This is a genomic window from Syntrophomonas wolfei subsp. wolfei str. Goettingen G311, from assembly GCF_000014725.1.
In the GTDB taxonomy this organism is placed as follows: Bacteria; Bacillota; Syntrophomonadia; order Syntrophomonadales; family Syntrophomonadaceae; genus Syntrophomonas; species Syntrophomonas wolfei.
Genome location: NC_008346.1, coordinates 1921041 through 1938338, shown reverse-complemented (window position 1 = coordinate 1938338; position 17298 = coordinate 1921041). Strand labels below are relative to the sequence as shown.

General features: G+C 47.6%; 12 protein-coding genes. 10 read left to right on the top strand and 2 right to left on the bottom strand.

Annotation, left to right across the window (positions count from 1 at the left end; all coding sequences use genetic code 11):
• The 5 genes from SWOL_RS08800 to SWOL_RS08780 all read left to right on the top strand — a co-directional run bounded on the left by SWOL_RS08800 (window position 1) and on the right by SWOL_RS08780 (window position 7532).
• Window positions 1-1794, top strand: coding sequence for an aldehyde ferredoxin oxidoreductase family protein (locus SWOL_RS08800; protein ID WP_011641099.1), 1794 nt, complete (start codon window positions 1-3; stop codon window positions 1792-1794).
• Between the two features lie 152 nt (window positions 1795-1946).
• Complete coding sequence (locus tag SWOL_RS08795; RefSeq protein WP_011641098.1) at window positions 1947-2447, top strand: complex I 24 kDa subunit family protein; 501 nt, start codon at window positions 1947-1949, stop codon at window positions 2445-2447.
• Window positions 2431-4245: an NADH-quinone oxidoreductase subunit NuoF gene (locus SWOL_RS08790; protein ID WP_011641097.1), complete on the top strand. Its 1815-nt coding sequence runs from the start codon at window positions 2431-2433 to the stop codon at window positions 4243-4245. The genes SWOL_RS08795 and SWOL_RS08790 overlap by 17 nt, the downstream gene beginning before the upstream one ends.
• A gap of 15 nt (window positions 4246-4260) precedes the next feature.
• The gene (locus tag SWOL_RS08785; protein WP_011641096.1) at window positions 4261-5004 is read left to right on the top strand and encodes a 2Fe-2S iron-sulfur cluster-binding protein; all 744 of its coding nucleotides are present in this window, start codon (window positions 4261-4263) and stop codon (window positions 5002-5004) included.
• Between the two features lie 485 nt (window positions 5005-5489).
• The gene (locus tag SWOL_RS08780; protein ID WP_242649319.1) at window positions 5490-7532 is read left to right on the top strand and encodes a sigma-54-dependent Fis family transcriptional regulator; all 2043 of its coding nucleotides are present in this window, start codon (window positions 5490-5492) and stop codon (window positions 7530-7532) included.
• A 156-nt stretch (window positions 7533-7688) separates the two neighbouring features.
• On the opposite strand, the gene SWOL_RS08775 is transcribed toward SWOL_RS08780, so the two are convergent.
• Together SWOL_RS08775 and SWOL_RS08770 are read right to left on the bottom strand one after the other, a co-directional pair.
• A complete protein-coding gene (locus tag SWOL_RS08775; RefSeq protein WP_011641094.1) occupies window positions 7689-10088 on the bottom strand; it encodes a heavy metal translocating P-type ATPase in 2400 nt (799 codons plus the stop codon).
• Window positions 10089-10273: 185 nt separating this feature from the next.
• Window positions 10274-10492: a copper ion binding protein gene (locus tag SWOL_RS08770; RefSeq protein WP_423218527.1), complete on the bottom strand. Its 219-nt coding sequence runs from the start codon at window positions 10490-10492 to the stop codon at window positions 10274-10276.
• A 222-nt stretch (window positions 10493-10714) separates the two neighbouring features.
• Between SWOL_RS08770 and SWOL_RS08765 the strand changes: the two genes are divergently transcribed.
• From SWOL_RS08765 to SWOL_RS08745, 5 genes are all read left to right on the top strand, one after another.
• The gene (locus SWOL_RS08765) at window positions 10715-12244 is read left to right on the top strand and encodes a phosphodiester glycosidase family protein (protein WP_041427494.1); all 1530 of its coding nucleotides are present in this window, start codon (window positions 10715-10717) and stop codon (window positions 12242-12244) included.
• Between the two features lie 993 nt (window positions 12245-13237).
• Window positions 13238-14287, top strand: a complete 1050-nt coding sequence (locus tag SWOL_RS08760) for a FecCD family ABC transporter permease (protein ID WP_011641091.1) — start codon at window positions 13238-13240, stop codon at window positions 14285-14287.
• 16 nt (window positions 14288-14303) lie between these two features.
• Window positions 14304-15140 (top strand): ABC transporter ATP-binding protein, encoded by an 837-nt coding sequence (locus SWOL_RS08755; protein WP_011641090.1) that lies wholly within the window; start codon window positions 14304-14306, stop codon window positions 15138-15140.
• On the top strand, window positions 15127-16332 hold the full coding sequence (locus tag SWOL_RS08750) for a molybdopterin molybdotransferase MoeA (protein ID WP_011641089.1): 1206 nt from the start codon (window positions 15127-15129) through the stop codon (window positions 16330-16332). The genes SWOL_RS08755 and SWOL_RS08750 overlap by 14 nt, the downstream gene beginning before the upstream one ends.
• Window positions 16322-17218: a DUF364 domain-containing protein gene (locus SWOL_RS08745; protein WP_207635279.1), complete on the top strand. Its 897-nt coding sequence runs from the start codon at window positions 16322-16324 to the stop codon at window positions 17216-17218. Before SWOL_RS08750 ends, SWOL_RS08745 begins: the two co-directional genes overlap by 11 nt.
• The last annotated feature ends 80 nt before the right edge of the window (window positions 17219-17298 follow it).

Here is a 17298-nt window from a genome sequence, read left to right as displayed (position 1 = left end):
ATGTATGCATGGATAGGACAGATTTTAAGGGTTAACCTCACTGACGCTACTATAAAAAAAGAAAAGCTTGATCCAGCGCTTCTACGAAATTATATCGGAGCCCGGGGCCTGGGAAGCAAATTGTTCATGGATGAAGTGAATCCTCAGGTGGATCCCTTGAGCCCGGAAAACAAGATTATTTTTATGACCGGCCCTCTTACCGGAACTCTGGCTGCCTCGGGCGGACGCTATAATGTAGTAACCCGGGGACCGCTAAATGGTACCATTGCTGCTTCCAACTCAGGGGGGAGTTTTGGTCCGGAGCTTAAATATGCCGGTTATGATGGAATCATTTTTGAAGGAAAAGCTGAAAAACCGGTTTATCTATGGATAAATAATGCTGAAGTGGAATTAAGAAGTGCAGAAGAGCTCTGGGGACGCAATGTTCCGGAAACGACTGATATGATTAAGCAGGCTACGCATGAGGAGGCCAAAGTCGCCTGTATAGGACCGGCTGGAGAAAAACTGGTCAAGTTCGCCTGCATAATGAATGAGTATAACCGGGCCGCGGGGCGCTCCGGAGTGGGAGCGGTCATGGGCTCAAAGAACTTGAAAGCCCTGGCAGTTCGAGGTACCGGAGGTATCAAAGTGGCTGACCGGCAGGGTTTCATGCAGGCAATTACCGATGCCCGGAACAAATTGAAAGCGCATCCCGTAACCGGGGCCGGTTTGGCGGCTTATGGCACCAATGTTTTGGTAAATATTCTGAATGAGCACGGGGGCTTGCCGGTTAAGAACTTCAGTGAAGCAGCGGTTTTTGCAAAGGCGGAAAATGTTTCCGGCGAGTACCAGGCCGAACACTGCCTGGTGCGCAACAAGGGTTGCTTTGGTTGTTCCATCGGTTGTGGCCGGGTTAGCCGCAACCGGGGCAAATATAAAGGTATTGGCGAAGGGCCGGAGTACGAGGCAACCTGGGGTTTGGGACCCAATCTTTATATCGATGATTTTGAAGCCATTTCCAAGGCCAACTTTCTTTGCAACGAGTTGGGTCTTGATCCCATCTCCCTGGCCGGCACCCTGGCCTGTGCTACGGAAATGATGGAAAAGGGTTTCATTCCTCAGGAAAAGGCGGAGCTGTGCTGGGGTGATGCCGATATGCTGGTAGAAATGACCATCAAGACCGCCTACCGGGAGGGATTCGGGGATGAACTGGCGGAAGGTTCTTATCGCCTGGCTGAAAAATACGGTCATCCTGAATTTTCCATGTCGGTGAAGAAGCAGGAACTGCCCGCTTATGACCCCCGGGGGCAACAGGGAATCGGTTTGAACTATGCTACCTCCAACCGGGGCGGTTGCCATGTCAGGGGCTACATGACTTCCCCTGAGGTTCTGGGTATACCGGAAAAAGTGGATCCAGACAGCACCGAAGGTAAGGCAGCCCTGCTTAAAATATTCCAGGATCTCACTGCTCTGGTGGATTCGGCCGGGATTTGTCTTTTCACTACCTTTGGCCAGGGTTTGCCGGAGATAGCGGAGCAGTTGCGCCAGGCCACCGGGCTTGATTTAAGTGACGAGGAATTCCTGCTGGCGGGGGAACGGATCTGGAATCTGGAACGCTCCTTTAACCTGCAAGCCGGTATCAGCAGCAAAGATGACACCCTTCCTCCCCGTCTCCTGCGTGAACCCATGAAAGGTGGTCCTCACCAGGGGAATGTGGTCAGGTTAGAGCTTATGTTACCTGAGTACTATACCTTGCGGGGATGGGACCAGGCCGGTGTTCCCACTCCGGAGAAACTACAGGAACTCAGCTTGTAAGACCGCTAAGCCGTGTTTCCATAAACTGGCACTAAATACGCTCACAATTTATTCTTCTTCTCCCTGCTTCTTACGAAGTGGGGAGAAGAATCATCCAAATCATCTAAACGCAGAATGAGGCTTATTATAAGCCTTCCAGGAGGCGGGTTATCATGAGTGAACAAGAGTATGAGGAAAATATTGAAGGTTTTAGGAAAATCATCAGCGGTTTCCCGGGAGAGAAACGCTATATTATAGCCATCATGCATGAGCTAAGCCGTTGCTATCGTTACCTTCCCCGGTCCGCCCTGGAACTGACCGCGGAATATGTGGGGGTTCCTTTCAGCCAGGTTTACAGTATGGCTACCTTTTACCGGGCCTTCAGCCTGCAGCCCCGGGGCCGATTCAATATAAAGGTTTGTGATGGTACTACCTGTCATATTAAAGGCTCCAATATTCTACTGGATGAGATTCATAAAAATCTGGGGATAGGCCCCGGGGAAACCACAGCTGACCGGGAGTTTTCCCTGGAAACGGTCAATTGCATCGGGGCTTGTGCAATAGCCCCGGCTCTGCTGGTCAATGAGCGGGTCTATCCTCGGGTAAATGCAGCTGCTCTAAAAGAAATAATAAAAGAATACCGGGGAGGTGGGGATAATGACCACCATGAATAAATCCCTTATTCACCTGCTGTTGGTATGCTGTGGAACTGGTTGTGTGGCCAATGGAGCCCGGGAAGTATATCAGGCCTTGAAAGATAATCTTACTTCAGATGATAAGGCCGTACTTGCCGCCACCACCTCCGCCCGGGCCACAGGTTGTCACGGGCTCTGCGCCCAGGGACCTTTTGTCCGAATATTGCCGGAGGATATCACTTACTGCCGGGTTAAGGCGGCTGACATACCCGAGATTGTGGAGAAAACCTTGAAGCAGGGTGAAGTAGTAAAACGGCTGCTCTTTCGTGACCGGCAGAAGAAAACACTGGTGCAGGGGCAGAACGATATACCCTTCTACCAGCGGCAGACCAGGGTGGCCCTGCGTAATGTGGGGCTTATTGACCCTTCTTCTTTGCAGGATTACCTGGAGCGCGGGGGTTACCGCACCCTGGAAAAATCCTTGCTGGATATGCGTCCGGAACAGGTAATCGAAGAGATCATAAAGTCCGGATTACGAGGGCGCGGCGGGGGTGGATTTCCCACCGGGCTCAAATGGAAGGCTTGTGCTGCGACCCCGGCCCAGCCGCGCTATATAATATGCAACGGGGATGAAGGCGACCCGGGAGCTTTTATGGATGAGAGTATCATGGAGGGGGACCCGCACTCGGTTTTAGAGGGTATGATCATTGCAGCCTATGCGGTAGGAGCCTCTAATGGTTTTATATATGTTCGCGATGAGTATGCCCAATCGGTAGCCAGCCTGCGGAAGGCTATAGAGGAGGCTGAAAACCATGGTTTTCTGGGAGAAAACATACTGGGCAGCGCGCTTTCCTTTAATATTGAAATAGTTCGTGGGGGCGGGGCCTTTGTCTGTGGCGAGGAAACGGCATTGATCGCATCGATTGAAGGCAATGTCGGGGAGCCGCGGGATAAATATGTATTTCCCAGTGAAAAGGGTCTCTGGGGACAGCCAACCATAATAAATAATGTGGAAACCTGGGCCAATATTCCGGTAATAATGGAACGGGGAGCCAGCTGGTTCACTTCCCTGGGTACCGAAGGCAGCAAAGGAACCAAGGTCTTTTCCCTGGTGGGTAAGGTGGCCAATACCGGACTGGTTGAAGTGCCTATGGGTACAACTCTACGGGAAATTATATTTGATATCGGAGGCGGTGTTCCCAAAGGTCGTAGTTTTAAGGCGGTACAGACCGGAGGTCCTTCCGGGGGATGTATTCCATCCGAGTTGCTGGATCTCAAGGTAGACTTTGATTCCCTGTCCCAGGCTGGTTCCATGATGGGCTCCGGGGGATTGATTGTCATGGATGACCGTACCTGTATGGTGGAAGTGGTCCGCTACTATCTGTCCTTTTTGGCTGGAGAGTCCTGCGGTAAATGTGTTCCCTGCCGGGAAGGTATAAAATGCCTGCTGGAAATCCTTACCCGCATCTGCCATGGACAGGGGGAAATCGGAGATATAGCCCTTTTGGAGGATATTGCTGAGACTATGCAGCAAGCTTCACTCTGTGCCCTGGGTCGTACCGCATCCAACCCGGTGCTTTCTACCCTGCGCTATTTTAGGGAAGAGTACCTGGAGCATATTGAGGGGCAGCGCTGCCCAGCCGGGATTTGCCGGGAGCTTAGCGAATTCTGGATTGATCCCGTTATCTGCACCGGTTGCGGCCTCTGCCTGCCTCGTTGTCCGGTAGAAGGTATAAAAGGGGAGAAAAAACAGGCTCACTGGATTGAAAGCGATAAATGCATCCGCTGCGGTGAGTGTATTGATAGCTGCTCTTTCCAGGCTATCAAAGTTAAATAGAGGAGGGTGGGAGAAATGGAACTTATTATTGATGGAAAAACATGCAAAGCTAATCCTGGCGACAGCATTTTAAATGTGGCCAGAAGGGAAGGAATTGCTATTCCCACTCTTTGCTATCACGAAGCCTTTGGCGGCCAGGGAAGCTGTCGTCTTTGTACGGTAGAAGTAACTGCAGGAGGCCGTAGTCGTTTGGTGGCCTCCTGTACTTATCCGGTGAGCGAAGGAATCGAGGTTAAGACCTCTACTCCGGCAGTGGAAAAAATCCGGCGCAATATTATTATGATGCTGTACAAACGCGCTTCAGGCAGTGTATTGATGCAGAAGCTGTACCGGGAATATGGCTGTTCCGAAAATTCTTTAGGCGAAAAAGAGGAAGAACGCTGTATAGTCTGCCGCCTTTGTGTACTGGCCTGTGAGAAAATGGGCACAAGTGCTATTTCCACTGTAATGCGGGGGATAGATAAACGGGTGGGTACTCCCTATGACCAGGCGGCAACGGCCTGTATCGGTTGTGCCGCCTGTGCTCATATCTGTCCAACCGGCGCTATTGAAGTTTTAGACAGCGGCAATACACGAACCATCTGGAATAAGAATTTTAACCTTATAAATTGTGAGCGTTGCGGCCAGCCTTTCGCTACCCGTGAACAAATTGACCATGTTTCCAGGCTCAGTGGAATAGAAGATGCTGAACTATGCTTTTGTGAAGAATGCCGGCGGAAAAAGCTGGTAGGCAAAATGCAAGGTTTTTCGCCTTGCTAGCTATCCCCATAAAGTAAGACTTGCTTCAGGTGGAGTTTTAACTCCATCTGAAGCTTAGTCGCACTTATCCAGGGACTTAGTCGCTCTTACTCCTGCCTATAAAGGCGGGGGTCTTAGAGCGAGTTAGTCATCGGATAAAACACCCCCGATTCTATCAAAGAAAAGGGGGTGTTTTCAATTATTGTAGTTGCTGGGCAGGACTTCCGCTACTGTGATATATTGATGTTCGTGCCCTCAAGCCTTATCTGATAAAATGATATTTAGAGTTGACTCCACTGCAAAAACCTCTTTTGTTGCACAAGGGTTGCATAAATATATAAAGCGAAATGGTGAAGCATGGATGCAACACAAGGCTTTGAGCCGCTAAGACAAGCTGCTGGTGTTGCTCATGCGTAGCGCCCTGTCGGGCACAACTGATGCTCCCTTTGGTCGCTATTAAGGATTGGAGCGGTAATGACTTATTGCAGTAGAATCAGATTTGCTACTTGAAACCAAAGCGAGGTGCCATGGCTATGAGTTCCAGGATGCAAACAGAATTAACCACGCTTGAATCCTGTTGGGAAGAATTCGTTAGCAATGGCAGTCTGGATAGAGAGGCCCTGCCGGCGGAAATAGCTGATGCCTGGGAGAGATGCGCCCGGCTAGGAGCTAATCCATATGCCGGAAACAGTAAACGACGCCTGGCAGAGTCTGAGGTTCAGGAAATTCTGCAGCACCACAAGGAATTAATTGATGTAGCACGCCCCTTTATGGCCAAATTGCACCGTTTTGTGGCCGGCTCAGGTTTTGTTGTTTTGCTGGCCAATGAACGCGGTTATTTGATGGAGACCATTGGTGATCAGGATACTATAAGAGGGGCTGAGAATATTGATCTTTTGCCTGGAGCCTGCTGGCGGGAAGAAGAAATAGGGAACAATGGAGTAGGTACAGCAGTAGTTTTGAAAAAGCCCGTCCAGGTTTCAGGCAAAGAACATTATTGCCGCAAGCACCATAGCTGGACTTGTTCCGGTGCTCCTATCCTCAATGAAGACAAACAAGTGATAGGAATATTGGAAATGTCCGGGCCGGTGGAAAAAACCCACCTGCATACCCTGGGTATGGTGGTAGCTGCGGTGGAAGCTATCAGCGACCAGCTGCGGATTCAACAGAAAAACCGCGAACTCTTGTTGCTGAGCAACCGCCTGGGCTATATTTATAATACCGTATCGGATGGAATCATGGTAATTGACATGCAGGGAATCATTACCCAGATAAACCCGGCGGTGGAAAGGATTTTGGGGCAGAATAGCCGGAAGATAATGGGGATACCGGTTAAAGAGCTATTTGAACCTGGACAGCGAGTAGAGGAAATGCTGGACAGCGGCAGGGATTTTTCTTACTCCGAATTAACCCTGGGCATCGGGGAAGCGGTGCAATGTCTGGTATCCGGTAAGGCCATTATGGATGAGCAAGGAAAGGTTAATGGGGGAGTAATCTTCATTAACCCCATAAACCATATAAAAAGCCTGGTGAATCGTTTTAGCGGGGCCCAGGCCAGTCTTCATTTTTCTGATATTATCGGTCAGAGTCAGGAACTGAGTAGAGTTGTGCGTATTGCTTCTCTGGCTGCCAGCAGTGAGAGCAATATTTTGCTGGAAGGAGAAAGCGGTACCGGTAAAGAGGTGTTTGCCCAGGCCATTCACAATGCCAGCTCCCGGCGGGATGCTCCCTTTATTGCTGTTAACTGCGGTGCTATACCCCGTGAACTCTTGGGCAGCGAGCTTTTTGGCTATGTGGATGGTGCATTTACTGGAGCCAGGCGGGGAGGGAGACCCGGAAAATTCGAACTGGCTTCCGGAGGTACTATTTTCCTGGATGAAATAGGGGAAATGCCTTTGGGGAAGCAGGTTTCCCTGTTGCGGGTTTTGCAGGAACGCACTGTAACCCGTATAGGTGGAGACAAAGTAATCCCCGTGGATGTGAGAGTAATCTGTGCCAGCAACCGCAAGCTGCATGAAGAGGTGGAAAAGGGCAATTTCCGCCGCGACCTCTTTTACCGTTTAAATGTAATCGCTATCACCCTGCCACCTTTGCGCCAGCGCAAAGAGGATATACCTTTGCTTTTCCATCACTTTCTGCAGGACATAAGTCAGAAATTGGGGGTAAAGACGCCTCAGGTAGAAACGGAGGTAATCCATTCCTTGCAAGATTATGACTGGCCCGGAAATGTACGGGAATTACAGAATGTGGTAGAACGTATGGTGAATATTGCCGAGGAATCAAGAATAAGCCGGGAACACCTGCCCCAGGAAATTTCGCATCCCGCCGCCCGGTCCCTGAAGGAATTGGCGAATTGTGAGGATTCCCAGTTGCTTTCCCTCTCAACGGAGAGGCGGAAAAGGAAAGAAATGGAGCAGGAAAGGGAACAAGAAGAAATCATGGCTCTGCTGGTTCTTCATGGCGGAAATGTCAGCCAGGTGGCTAAGAGCCTGGGAGTATCCCGTAACACCATATACCGCAAGATAAAGCAATACAGAATAAAGATATAACGAGGTGAAGTATATCCTCCGCATCTTTAAGCGGCCGGCTTCTACAAAGAAAACAAGCGGTGGGTCTAATCCCCCCGCCTCGTTGCAGCGCTGTGTTGAAACTGCTCCGCAGTTTTTTCTGATGCTTAAATTCCCGTCATCCAGGAGATTCCCCATTTACGGCTCAAAACGTCTCAAGCGCAGGGAATTGCTTACCACTGATACGGAGCTGAAGGCCATGGCTGCCCCTGCTATGACCGGAGATAAAAAGCCCAGAGCCGCAAAAGGTATACCGATGCTGTTATAGAAAAAGGCCCAGAATAGATTCTGCTTGATAATACGCATGGTCTGCCGGGATAATTTAATGGCCGCGGAAATCCCGCGCAGATCACCACTCATTAAAACAATGCCGGCCGTTTCCATAGCCACATCAGTCCCACTGCCAATAGCTATGCCGATATCGGCAGTGGCCAGAGCCGGGGCATCGTTAATCCCATCGCCCACCATAGCTGCTATTTTACCACTTTGCCTTATTTTCTCTACTTCCTCAGCCTTTTTCTCGGGCAGTACTTCGGCCAGCACCGTTTCGATTCCCACTTGCCGGGCGATAGCCTGTGCCGTACGCTGGTTGTCTCCGCTGATCATGTATACTTCAAGCCCCATGTCTTTAAGGGCCTGAATTGCAGCCAGCGCATTTTCTTTAATCGTATCGGCTACTGCCAGCAAGCCGGCCAGTTTCCCATCTATAGCCAGATACATCGCGGTTTTGCCGGCTTCCTCCAGCAGCCTGGCCTGCTCCTCGGCACCGGCGGTATCTATAGCCTGGCTGTGCATAAAACTGCGGTTGCCTATGGCTAAGGCCTGATTAGCACTTTTCCCCATGACCCCTTGACCGGGATAATTTTTAAAATCCTCAGGATCGGGCAAATTCCCGTAATGCTCACGGGCCGAAGCATAAATAGCCTCGCCCAGGGGGTGCTCAGAATGTTTCTCGAGGATTCCCGCCCAGCGTAGAACTTCGTCCCCTTCGTAACTGCCCAGGGCAATGATATCGGTAAGAGCAGGCTTCCCCCGGGTTATGGTGCCGGTTTTGTCCAGGACTACTACATCCACTTTATGCAGCAATTCCAGGAATCCGCCGCCTTTAATTAATAGGCCATTTTCCGCGCCTTTTCCTGTTCCCACCATTATAGCAGTGGGAGTGGCCAGCCCCAGGGCACAGGGACAGGCTATTACCAGAACTGCCACTGCTGTGGTAACAGCTATAGTGATATCAGCCTTGATCCAGTATTGAAGAATAAAGGTAAGCAAGGCCACACCCATAACTGCAGGTACAAATATACCGGAAACCTGATCGGCTATCTTCTGCACCGGGGCTTTGGAACCCTGAGCTTCCTCCACAATACGTATAATCTGAGCCAGGGTGGTGTCCTGGCCGGTGCGGGTAACTACAAATTTCAGGCTGCCGTTCTTATTAATACTGGCACCCACCACCGGATCACCCGGCCTTTTCTCCACCGGCAGGCTTTCCCCGGTCAGCATGGATTCATCAACTGCTGAATGGCCTTCCTCCACGATTCCGTCTACAGGAATCCGCTCTCCGGGACGAATAACTACCAGATCGCCGGTTCTAACCTCTTCTATGGGGAGATCCATTTCTTCTCCCTGCCGTACTACTCGGGCGGAACGAGGCTGCAAGCTGCCAAGAACCCGGATGGCCTCGGAAGTTTTATTTTTGGCTCGCTCCTCCAGGTATTTGCCTAATAGTATCAGGGTTATAATGGTTGCTGAAGCCTCAAAATATATATTATGCATCTCGCCCTGGGAGATATTGTACAGGCTATAAAAATAGGCTGCGGTAGTGCCCAAGACCACCAGTACATCCATATTGCTGCCTCCGGAGCGCAGGGCCAGAAATGCGCTCCGGTAAAAACGGTAGCCGATAATAAATTGAACCGGTGTGGCCAGAGCTAGTTGCCAGTAAGGATTATGCAAAAAAGATACTCTGATATCAAAAAGCATCAAGACCATGTTGAGTATTAAAGGAAAGGCCAGAATAGCAGAAGCCCCCAGCAAGAACTTCAACTTTTTGATTTCCGTATTTTTGTCCGGGCTATCGATCGGATGCTCCCTCTGCTCTATCCAGTGGGTCGGATATCCCAGCTTATCGACCACTTTTTCAACTTCATCAATGCTAATTAACTGGGGGTCATATTTTACCTTAGCCAGGTTGGTAAGGAGGTTAACACTGGCATTTACCACTCCCGGGGTGCTGTTCAGCTTTTTATCAATACGCGCGGAGCAGGCGGCACAGGACATGCCCTCAATAGCCAAAGTGGCGTTGATATAATTGCCGTCCTCCTCGGGCAGCACTTCATAACCAATCTGACGTATGGCTTCTTCCAGGTCAGATAGCTTGATTATCTCTGGATCATAAAAGGTCGTGGCCTTATTGCTGAGCAGGTTAACCTGGGCCTGTTTCACTCCCGGCAGGTTGTTCAATTTCTTCTCTACCCGTGCCGAGCAGGCGGCACAGGACATGCCGCCTATTTTAATGGTGCTTTTTATCTCCTCCATGGCCAATATCTCCTTAAAACCTGAATGGTGTCAGACACTTATGTTATTAATGCCAGGCAAACTCACTTTTCATCATTGTTTTTGTAACCCGGAGCCCAGGGAATTAATACAGATAACATGCGAGGATATCCTCATGCAATGCCCCGCGCAAGCAGCAAGGTTTACTTTCCCATTACAATGCCGGTCTATTTAACCAATTCGAAGCCGGCCTCAGCCACAGCTTCTTCGAAATCTTTAAGAGTTAGCTTCCCCGGTTCATAAGCAACTTTAACTGTTTTTGCAGCCAAATCAACATCCGCCTTCTTTACTCCGGAAAGGCTTTGCAATGACTTTTCCACCGCCATTTTGCAATGATTACAACTCATTCCTTCTACATTTAAGATTACCTCTTCCAAAAATAACACCTCCCTCCTGAATAGTTTACCAGTAAAAAACTTTTAATATAGTATAATTATTGCCAATACCAGCTTACTAAATTTCACCGTATCATCTAAAACCGGGCGAAGTTCTTGAATAATTCAGGTTGCATTGGTACAATTTAGGTGAGTTAATCATTGTCTTAACCCGGGAAAAAGCTATCGTCTTTTCCCGGGGCTTATCATTCTTATTTTTTGGAGGCAGTATACATGAAGTTTTGTAAATGGACCTTGGGAATCATTGTTATGACGCTGATTTTATCTTGTTGTTGCGTCAATCAAGTTTTTGCTGCGTCATCTGACGCCTACAAAAGCGAAAAGATAAACGGCGTTGGCGTTAAATATGTAACGCTTGATATGAAGGATAAGAATATTCAGCCGCGAGTACTCAATGCGCAGAATCAAATCTGCGCAACGGAATCACTGGCTAGCATGGCCAAGAAAGCGGGAGCTTTTGCGGCAATCAATGGAACCTATTTTGAAGCTTACGGGGGTACTCCAGTCCCCTGGGGTACAATCATTAAGGATGGTAAGGTATTGCACATAAGCCAAAGTGGGGCTGTTGTGGGGATAACTTCTTCCGGTAAGCTACTGGTTGACCGCTTATCTTTTGAATTTGCAGGATATATCAATGGAGAATACCGGGCTATTCCTTGGAGAATTAATCACCCCAGCACGGAAGCGGAAGCTATAACTATTTTTACTCCTGAATATGCTACAACGGTAAACCTGGCTCCTGGTGCCAAAGGCGTTATAGTAAGCAATGGCCATGTCAGCTCTATTACAACTTCCAGTTTTAATATACCGGAAAATGGATTTGCAATCGTTTACAATGGAGCAAGTTCCTATTTGGTCGATGAGCGCTATAAAGTAGGCGATGAAGTATATTACGAAGTTATAATTAAACCTACCTTTACCAATCCCAGCGATTGGGAAGAAGTCCAATGTGCTATAGGAGCCGGGCCAAGCCTGATTATTAATGGCAATGTTACAGCAAGCGGCGAAGAAGAAGGTTTTTTTGAAGCCAAAATAAATACCAGCAGCAGCCCTCGCTCTTTTATTGGTGCTACGGCTGACGGGAGGATCATTATGGGAAACATGGATGCGGCAACACTTAAAAAAGCGGCGGCAGCCTGTCAGAGGATGGGACTTGTGAATGCCATGTGCCTTGATGGAGGCTATTCCATAGCGTTATATTACGCCTCGGCCGGGGTTTCCCTGGCCGGACGGGATATTAATAACGGCCTGGCTTTTGTAGGAAGGACAACAAATAATATATCAAGTAATATTACCAGTACAGGTAATAGAGCTATAAAGGCAATATCCACCACCGCAAATCTTAGTATAGATGGCGGCTATGTAGACATTGAAGCTTATAATATCAATGGGAACAATTACTACAAATTGCGTGACCTGGCCATGGCCTTAAACAACAGCGGCAAACAATTTGAGGTGGCATGGGACGGAGGCAAGAATGCCATCAATATATATACCCTGAAGCCCTACTCAGCTTTGGGGGGAGAATTGGCGAAGTCAGGAGCTATGGGGAGTAAAGATGCCGTGGCGACAAACGCAGCTCTATATATAAATGACCAGGCGGCCAGCTTTGCTGCTTACAATATTAATGGGAACAATTACTACAAGTTGCGCGATTTGGGCCAGGCAATCAACTTTGCTGTAATTTGGGACGAATACGCCGATACAATTATTATCGATACCGCTTCGGATTATATACCGTAAAACAAGTACTTCCCAGGATTTTCGGAAAGCGGTTGTCTAACCAACACAACGATTGAGATATTTTCATATGATACTTTAACTAATCGGGGACATTCTTATGTCCCCTTCTTTTATTCGGGTATTTACAAGCGTGGCTCTTATCATTGAATGAGAATCTGCTGTATGAGTTGAAGTAGGATAATATAACGAGGTGAAATATGTCCCCCGCTGCTTTAAGCGGTTGGGTTTCTATTAACAAAACAGGTAGCAGGTTCTAATCCCCCGCTTCGTTGCAGCGCTGTGTTGAAACTGCTCGGCCGTTTCTTCCGATGCTTAAAAGTTTCTGTTTGATAATCTTCACCTTGTACATATCTTGCCCTCCTTCCCAACACGATTAATCCCTCCTGAATAAAACCATAGTATCTTCAGATTGATTCCAGGAGTTAATTCAAGCACCAGGCATTGGTTGATAATGTAATTACCTCCTAATTGTGCAGTTTTAACCATAAAAATTATTTATTCTTCGGCAGGAATATATAAATCATTATAGAATTAATCAAATATCAACATAGACAAACAAGAACCAACAGGAAATAAAATAAAATTGGACAAAAAACAAATTGAACAAAACTAAAGTAAACTGAAGCAATGCATACTACCAAGCCCATACGTTAATGTTGCTGGCCCTTTATCCTTAAGACTTAATCCGAGATGGATAGATGAAGGGATTTGTTTAATCAATCCCTAGGGAATAGCTGAAAAAACGGCTGTATTTCCCGTATAGGCTGTATTACCCATATATAGAAAAAGATATGATATATCCGGCTATAGAGTTAGCAGTTACTGCTACTATCGTCAGGGTATTATAAATTGAGAGATTGGATTTACCTTAATATATACAAAACCAGCATCAACTCTCAATGCTGGTTTTTTTCTGCCATCTTAAACAGCAATGAAGTGAATTTAATATAGAATGGGCCAACTGAATATAGGCACTATTGAAAGGGGTTACAGGTGGAAACAATTATCAAAGAAAAAATCGCCGAAGTAAAATCACAAAGAGATGCTGGCTGGAAAATCCTTATTTTATTATCTACGCTCATACTCATTTTTATCCTTTCCTTTGCTCTGGGTCGATATCCGGTACCACCGGGACAGTTATTGGAGGTATTGGCCTCACGGGTATTTCCTTTAGAGGCTCACTGGAATGCCACTGTGGAGACGGTAATATTTCAAGTACGCTTACCCCGTATTTTTGCTGCCATATTGGTGGGGGCGGCATTATCTACTGCCGGAGCAGCCTACCAGGGAATGTTTAAAAACCCTCTGGTTTCACCGGATATACTAGGAGCTTCAGCCGGTGCTGGTTTCGGAGCTGCTCTGGCCATATACTTCTCATTTAGTATGCTGGGAATTCAATTGATGGCATTTGTGGGCGGCTTACTGGCAGTTGGCTTAACCTACGGGATTAGCCTGCGGATTCGCCATGATCCTATGCTGGCTTTGGTTCTGTCAGGTATTATGATTGGCTCCCTGTTCAGTGCTGCCATCTCCTGTATTAAATATATTGCCGACCCCTATGACAAGCTTCCGGCTATAACCTTCTGGCTTATGGGAAGTTTGGCTTCAATTACTTCACGAGATGTATATATGGCATTAACTCCAATACTCTTCGGCTGTATTCTGCTTTATCTTTTGCGCTGGCGCCTCAATGTTCTGGCTATGGGGGAAGAAGAGGCTCGGGTACTGGGCATCAATACTGGCGTAATGAAAACCATAGTTATTATCTGCTGTACTTTGATGACGGCAGCAGCTGTATCGATAAGCGGCATGATTGGCTGGGTAGGTCTTGTTATACCACATTTGGCACGAATGATTGTCGGCCCCAACTACCGGGTACTGTTGCCGGCTTCTATTTTGTTGGGTGGTGCTTATTTATTGCTGGTTGATGACCTGGCCCGCCTGCTGGCCAGTATGGAGATCCCGTTGGGAATCTTAACGGCACTTATAGGGGTACCGTTCTTTTTATATCTGCTATTGAACAGTAAATGGGGATGGAAATAGATTTGGGGGTATTGAAATGGAATTGGAATTTAGGAACTTGAGCTGTGGATACGGGCAAAGGAGAGTAGTTGACAGTATTTCTCTCAGACTTAAAGTGGGGGAAGTAGTTGGCCTTTTAGGGGCCAATGGTTGTGGAAAAACTACTCTAATAAAAACCATACTGGGTCTTTTACCAGTTCAAGGAGGGGAGATTTTATTAGACGGAAAGAACATCAAGAATTGGACTTCTGCTCAGATTGCCAGGGTAATTGGCTATATTCCGCAGATGCATACCCCGCCCTTTCCTTTTGAGGTGTTGGATGTGGTTTTGATGGGACGGACAGCCCATATCAAGCCATTTTCTTCACCCTCACCCCAAGATGTAAAAATCGCTGAACGGGCTTTGGATATGTTGAATATCTCCTACCTGCGTGACCGCGTTTACACGGAGATAAGCGGCGGGGAAAGGCAGTTGGTTCTGATTGCCCGCGCTCTGGCGCAGGAACCCAGGATACTCATTATGGACGAGCCCACTGCCAGTCTGGATTTTGGTAATCAAATCAAGGTTTTGAGCCATGTTAAGCAGTTGGCAGGAATGAATATAGCGGTTTTAATGTCCTGTCATTTTCCCGAGCATGCTTTCATCTATTCCAACCGGGCGGTGCTATTGAATGAAGGAAAAATACTGCATAGTGGTACTCCGGGTGAAACCATAACTGCGGAAAGATTAAAAACACTATACGGGATAGATGTAGATATCGTAACGGTCAAAAATCGCATGAATCAGGAATTGCGGGTTTGTATCCCTTCCAGGAACTTCACGTTACAACCCATGCAATCAATGGAAAGGAGAAACGAATATGCTTTCGCTTGAAGCAGCCAATGAACTTATCTGGAAGAAATTTAGAGAACTCCCGCTGGAGCATGTAGAAGTAGATGTTTGGGAGGCTGTTGACCGGATAATGGCTGAGGATGTTCTCTCTCCGGGCAATGTTCCAGAATTCTCCCGATCCATGTGTGATGGCTATGCCGTACTGGCTGACAATACTCAGACGGCTGGTAATGAAACCCCGGTATTACTGAGTTTTTTAGGAGAAGTTCCCCCTGGAGAAAAGGCCAATATGGAAGTTAAAGAAGGACAATGTGCCTATGTTTCTACCGGTAGTATGATTCCAGCCGGTGCTGATGCAGTTATCATGGTGGAGCAGACAAAAATTCAAGAGAATAATTCTGTTCTATTATTCAAACCGGTTATTGCCGGAGAGCGTATTATCCTGCAGGGTGATGACTTAAAGACTGGTCAAGTCATCATCAAACAGGGAGAAAAACTAAATCCCCGTCATGTTGCTGCCCTGGTTGCTGCCGGCATCTATCGGGTGAAGGTTTTTGCCCGGCCCCGTTTCGCTATTATTTCTACCGGGGATGAACTGGTGGATATCGGACAGGAACCTGCTGTTGGACAGATAAGAGATAGCAATTCCTACGCTTTGCAAGCTTTCATTACCAGGGCTGGGGGCGAGGTGGTCCGGCGGGTATTGGTCAAAGACGATGGGGAATTATACCGGAAGGAGCTGGAAAATGCGGTAAAATGCGCCGATATGGTCTTGATTTCGGGAGGCTGTTCGGTGGGTATTCGGGATTTTACAGCCCAGGCTATCAATAGTCTGCCTGGCGAAGGGGTTTTTATTCAAGGGGTAAGTATTAGACCTGGCCGGCCTTTAATTGTAGGTGAATGTATGGGAAAACCGGTTTTTGGTTTGCCGGGACATCCTATTGCTCCAGTAATCCTTTTTAAGATAGTAGTGGAAAAACTATGGCATCGTCTGACAGCTTGCGAGGAGACAGATATGATTACGGCTGTAGTCGATTTTGACATGCGCCCATCCCTCTTCACTCATTTATTGGTGCAACTAGAAAAACGGGAAGGTTTTATCAGGGCTAAAACGGCTGCTCCAGAAAATCCGGCGCAAACCGGCGCTATTTCCCAGGCCCATGGTTATATATGGATAAAGGATTTAGAAAAAGGATTATCCCAGGGACAAATTGCTGATGTTTATGTTTTTTAACGATGCAGTTCTAGAAAGGCGGAAGGAAATGAATATGATCGTTAAGCGGCAGGAATCTATTTTGGAGGAGGTGTTAAATCAGTTAAAAGTATTATTGGGAGAGTCGGTGTACGAGTTGACCATTGAACGGGTGGTTATCGGTGTCTTTTTTACCGGAGTAAAACTGAGCAACGGCCAGGGAGGAATTTGCGCCACCCCAATTAAGGTGATGCCCGATGCTGTTTGCTGTTCCAGTTCTACCGGGCGCATGCCCCGCGCAGGCATGTTAAAAGGTCGTCGAGCTTTGGAAATAGCAGAGGAAGCCATTCGGGAAGGAGATACGGCATTGAAAAAAGCCCTGTCTATTGCTATTTTAAGTGCCCTATCTGCTACTTCCTGGGTAAATGATCCACCTCAGGATTATGTAATCAAACGAAACACGGACCCTTTGGATATGGTTTTTTCCCGAGATAAAAATGTTGCTGTAGTCGGGGCCCTGGGTCCCCTGCTAAAAAAGTTAAAAACCGGGGAGGTATCCTACCGTGTTCTGGAGATGGATATCTCTACCTTGAAACCCGAAGAAATACCTTATTTTTGCCCCCCGGAAAAGGCGGCGGAGACATTGCCCTGGGCGGATATAATTATCAGCACCGGAACCACTTTGATTAACGATAGTCTGGAAGAACTCCTTAAGGCCGCACGGCCAGATGCTGAATTCATAGTAGTGGGGCCATCGGCTAGTATATTGCCCGGGCCTTTGTTTGATCGGGGTGTTAGTTCTGTAGGAGGTGTTCTGGTAACTGATGCCGACCAACTCCTGGATATTTTGGGTGAGGCCGGGGCTGGTTATCACTTTTACGGCCGTTGTGCGGATAAGATAACCCTTTATCCCCGAAAAGATAATTAAAGTCTATACATATTATAGACTGGGCTTCCCACCCAAAATCCAAAATAAACTTATTATTGAGGATATTATAATGAAGGCAT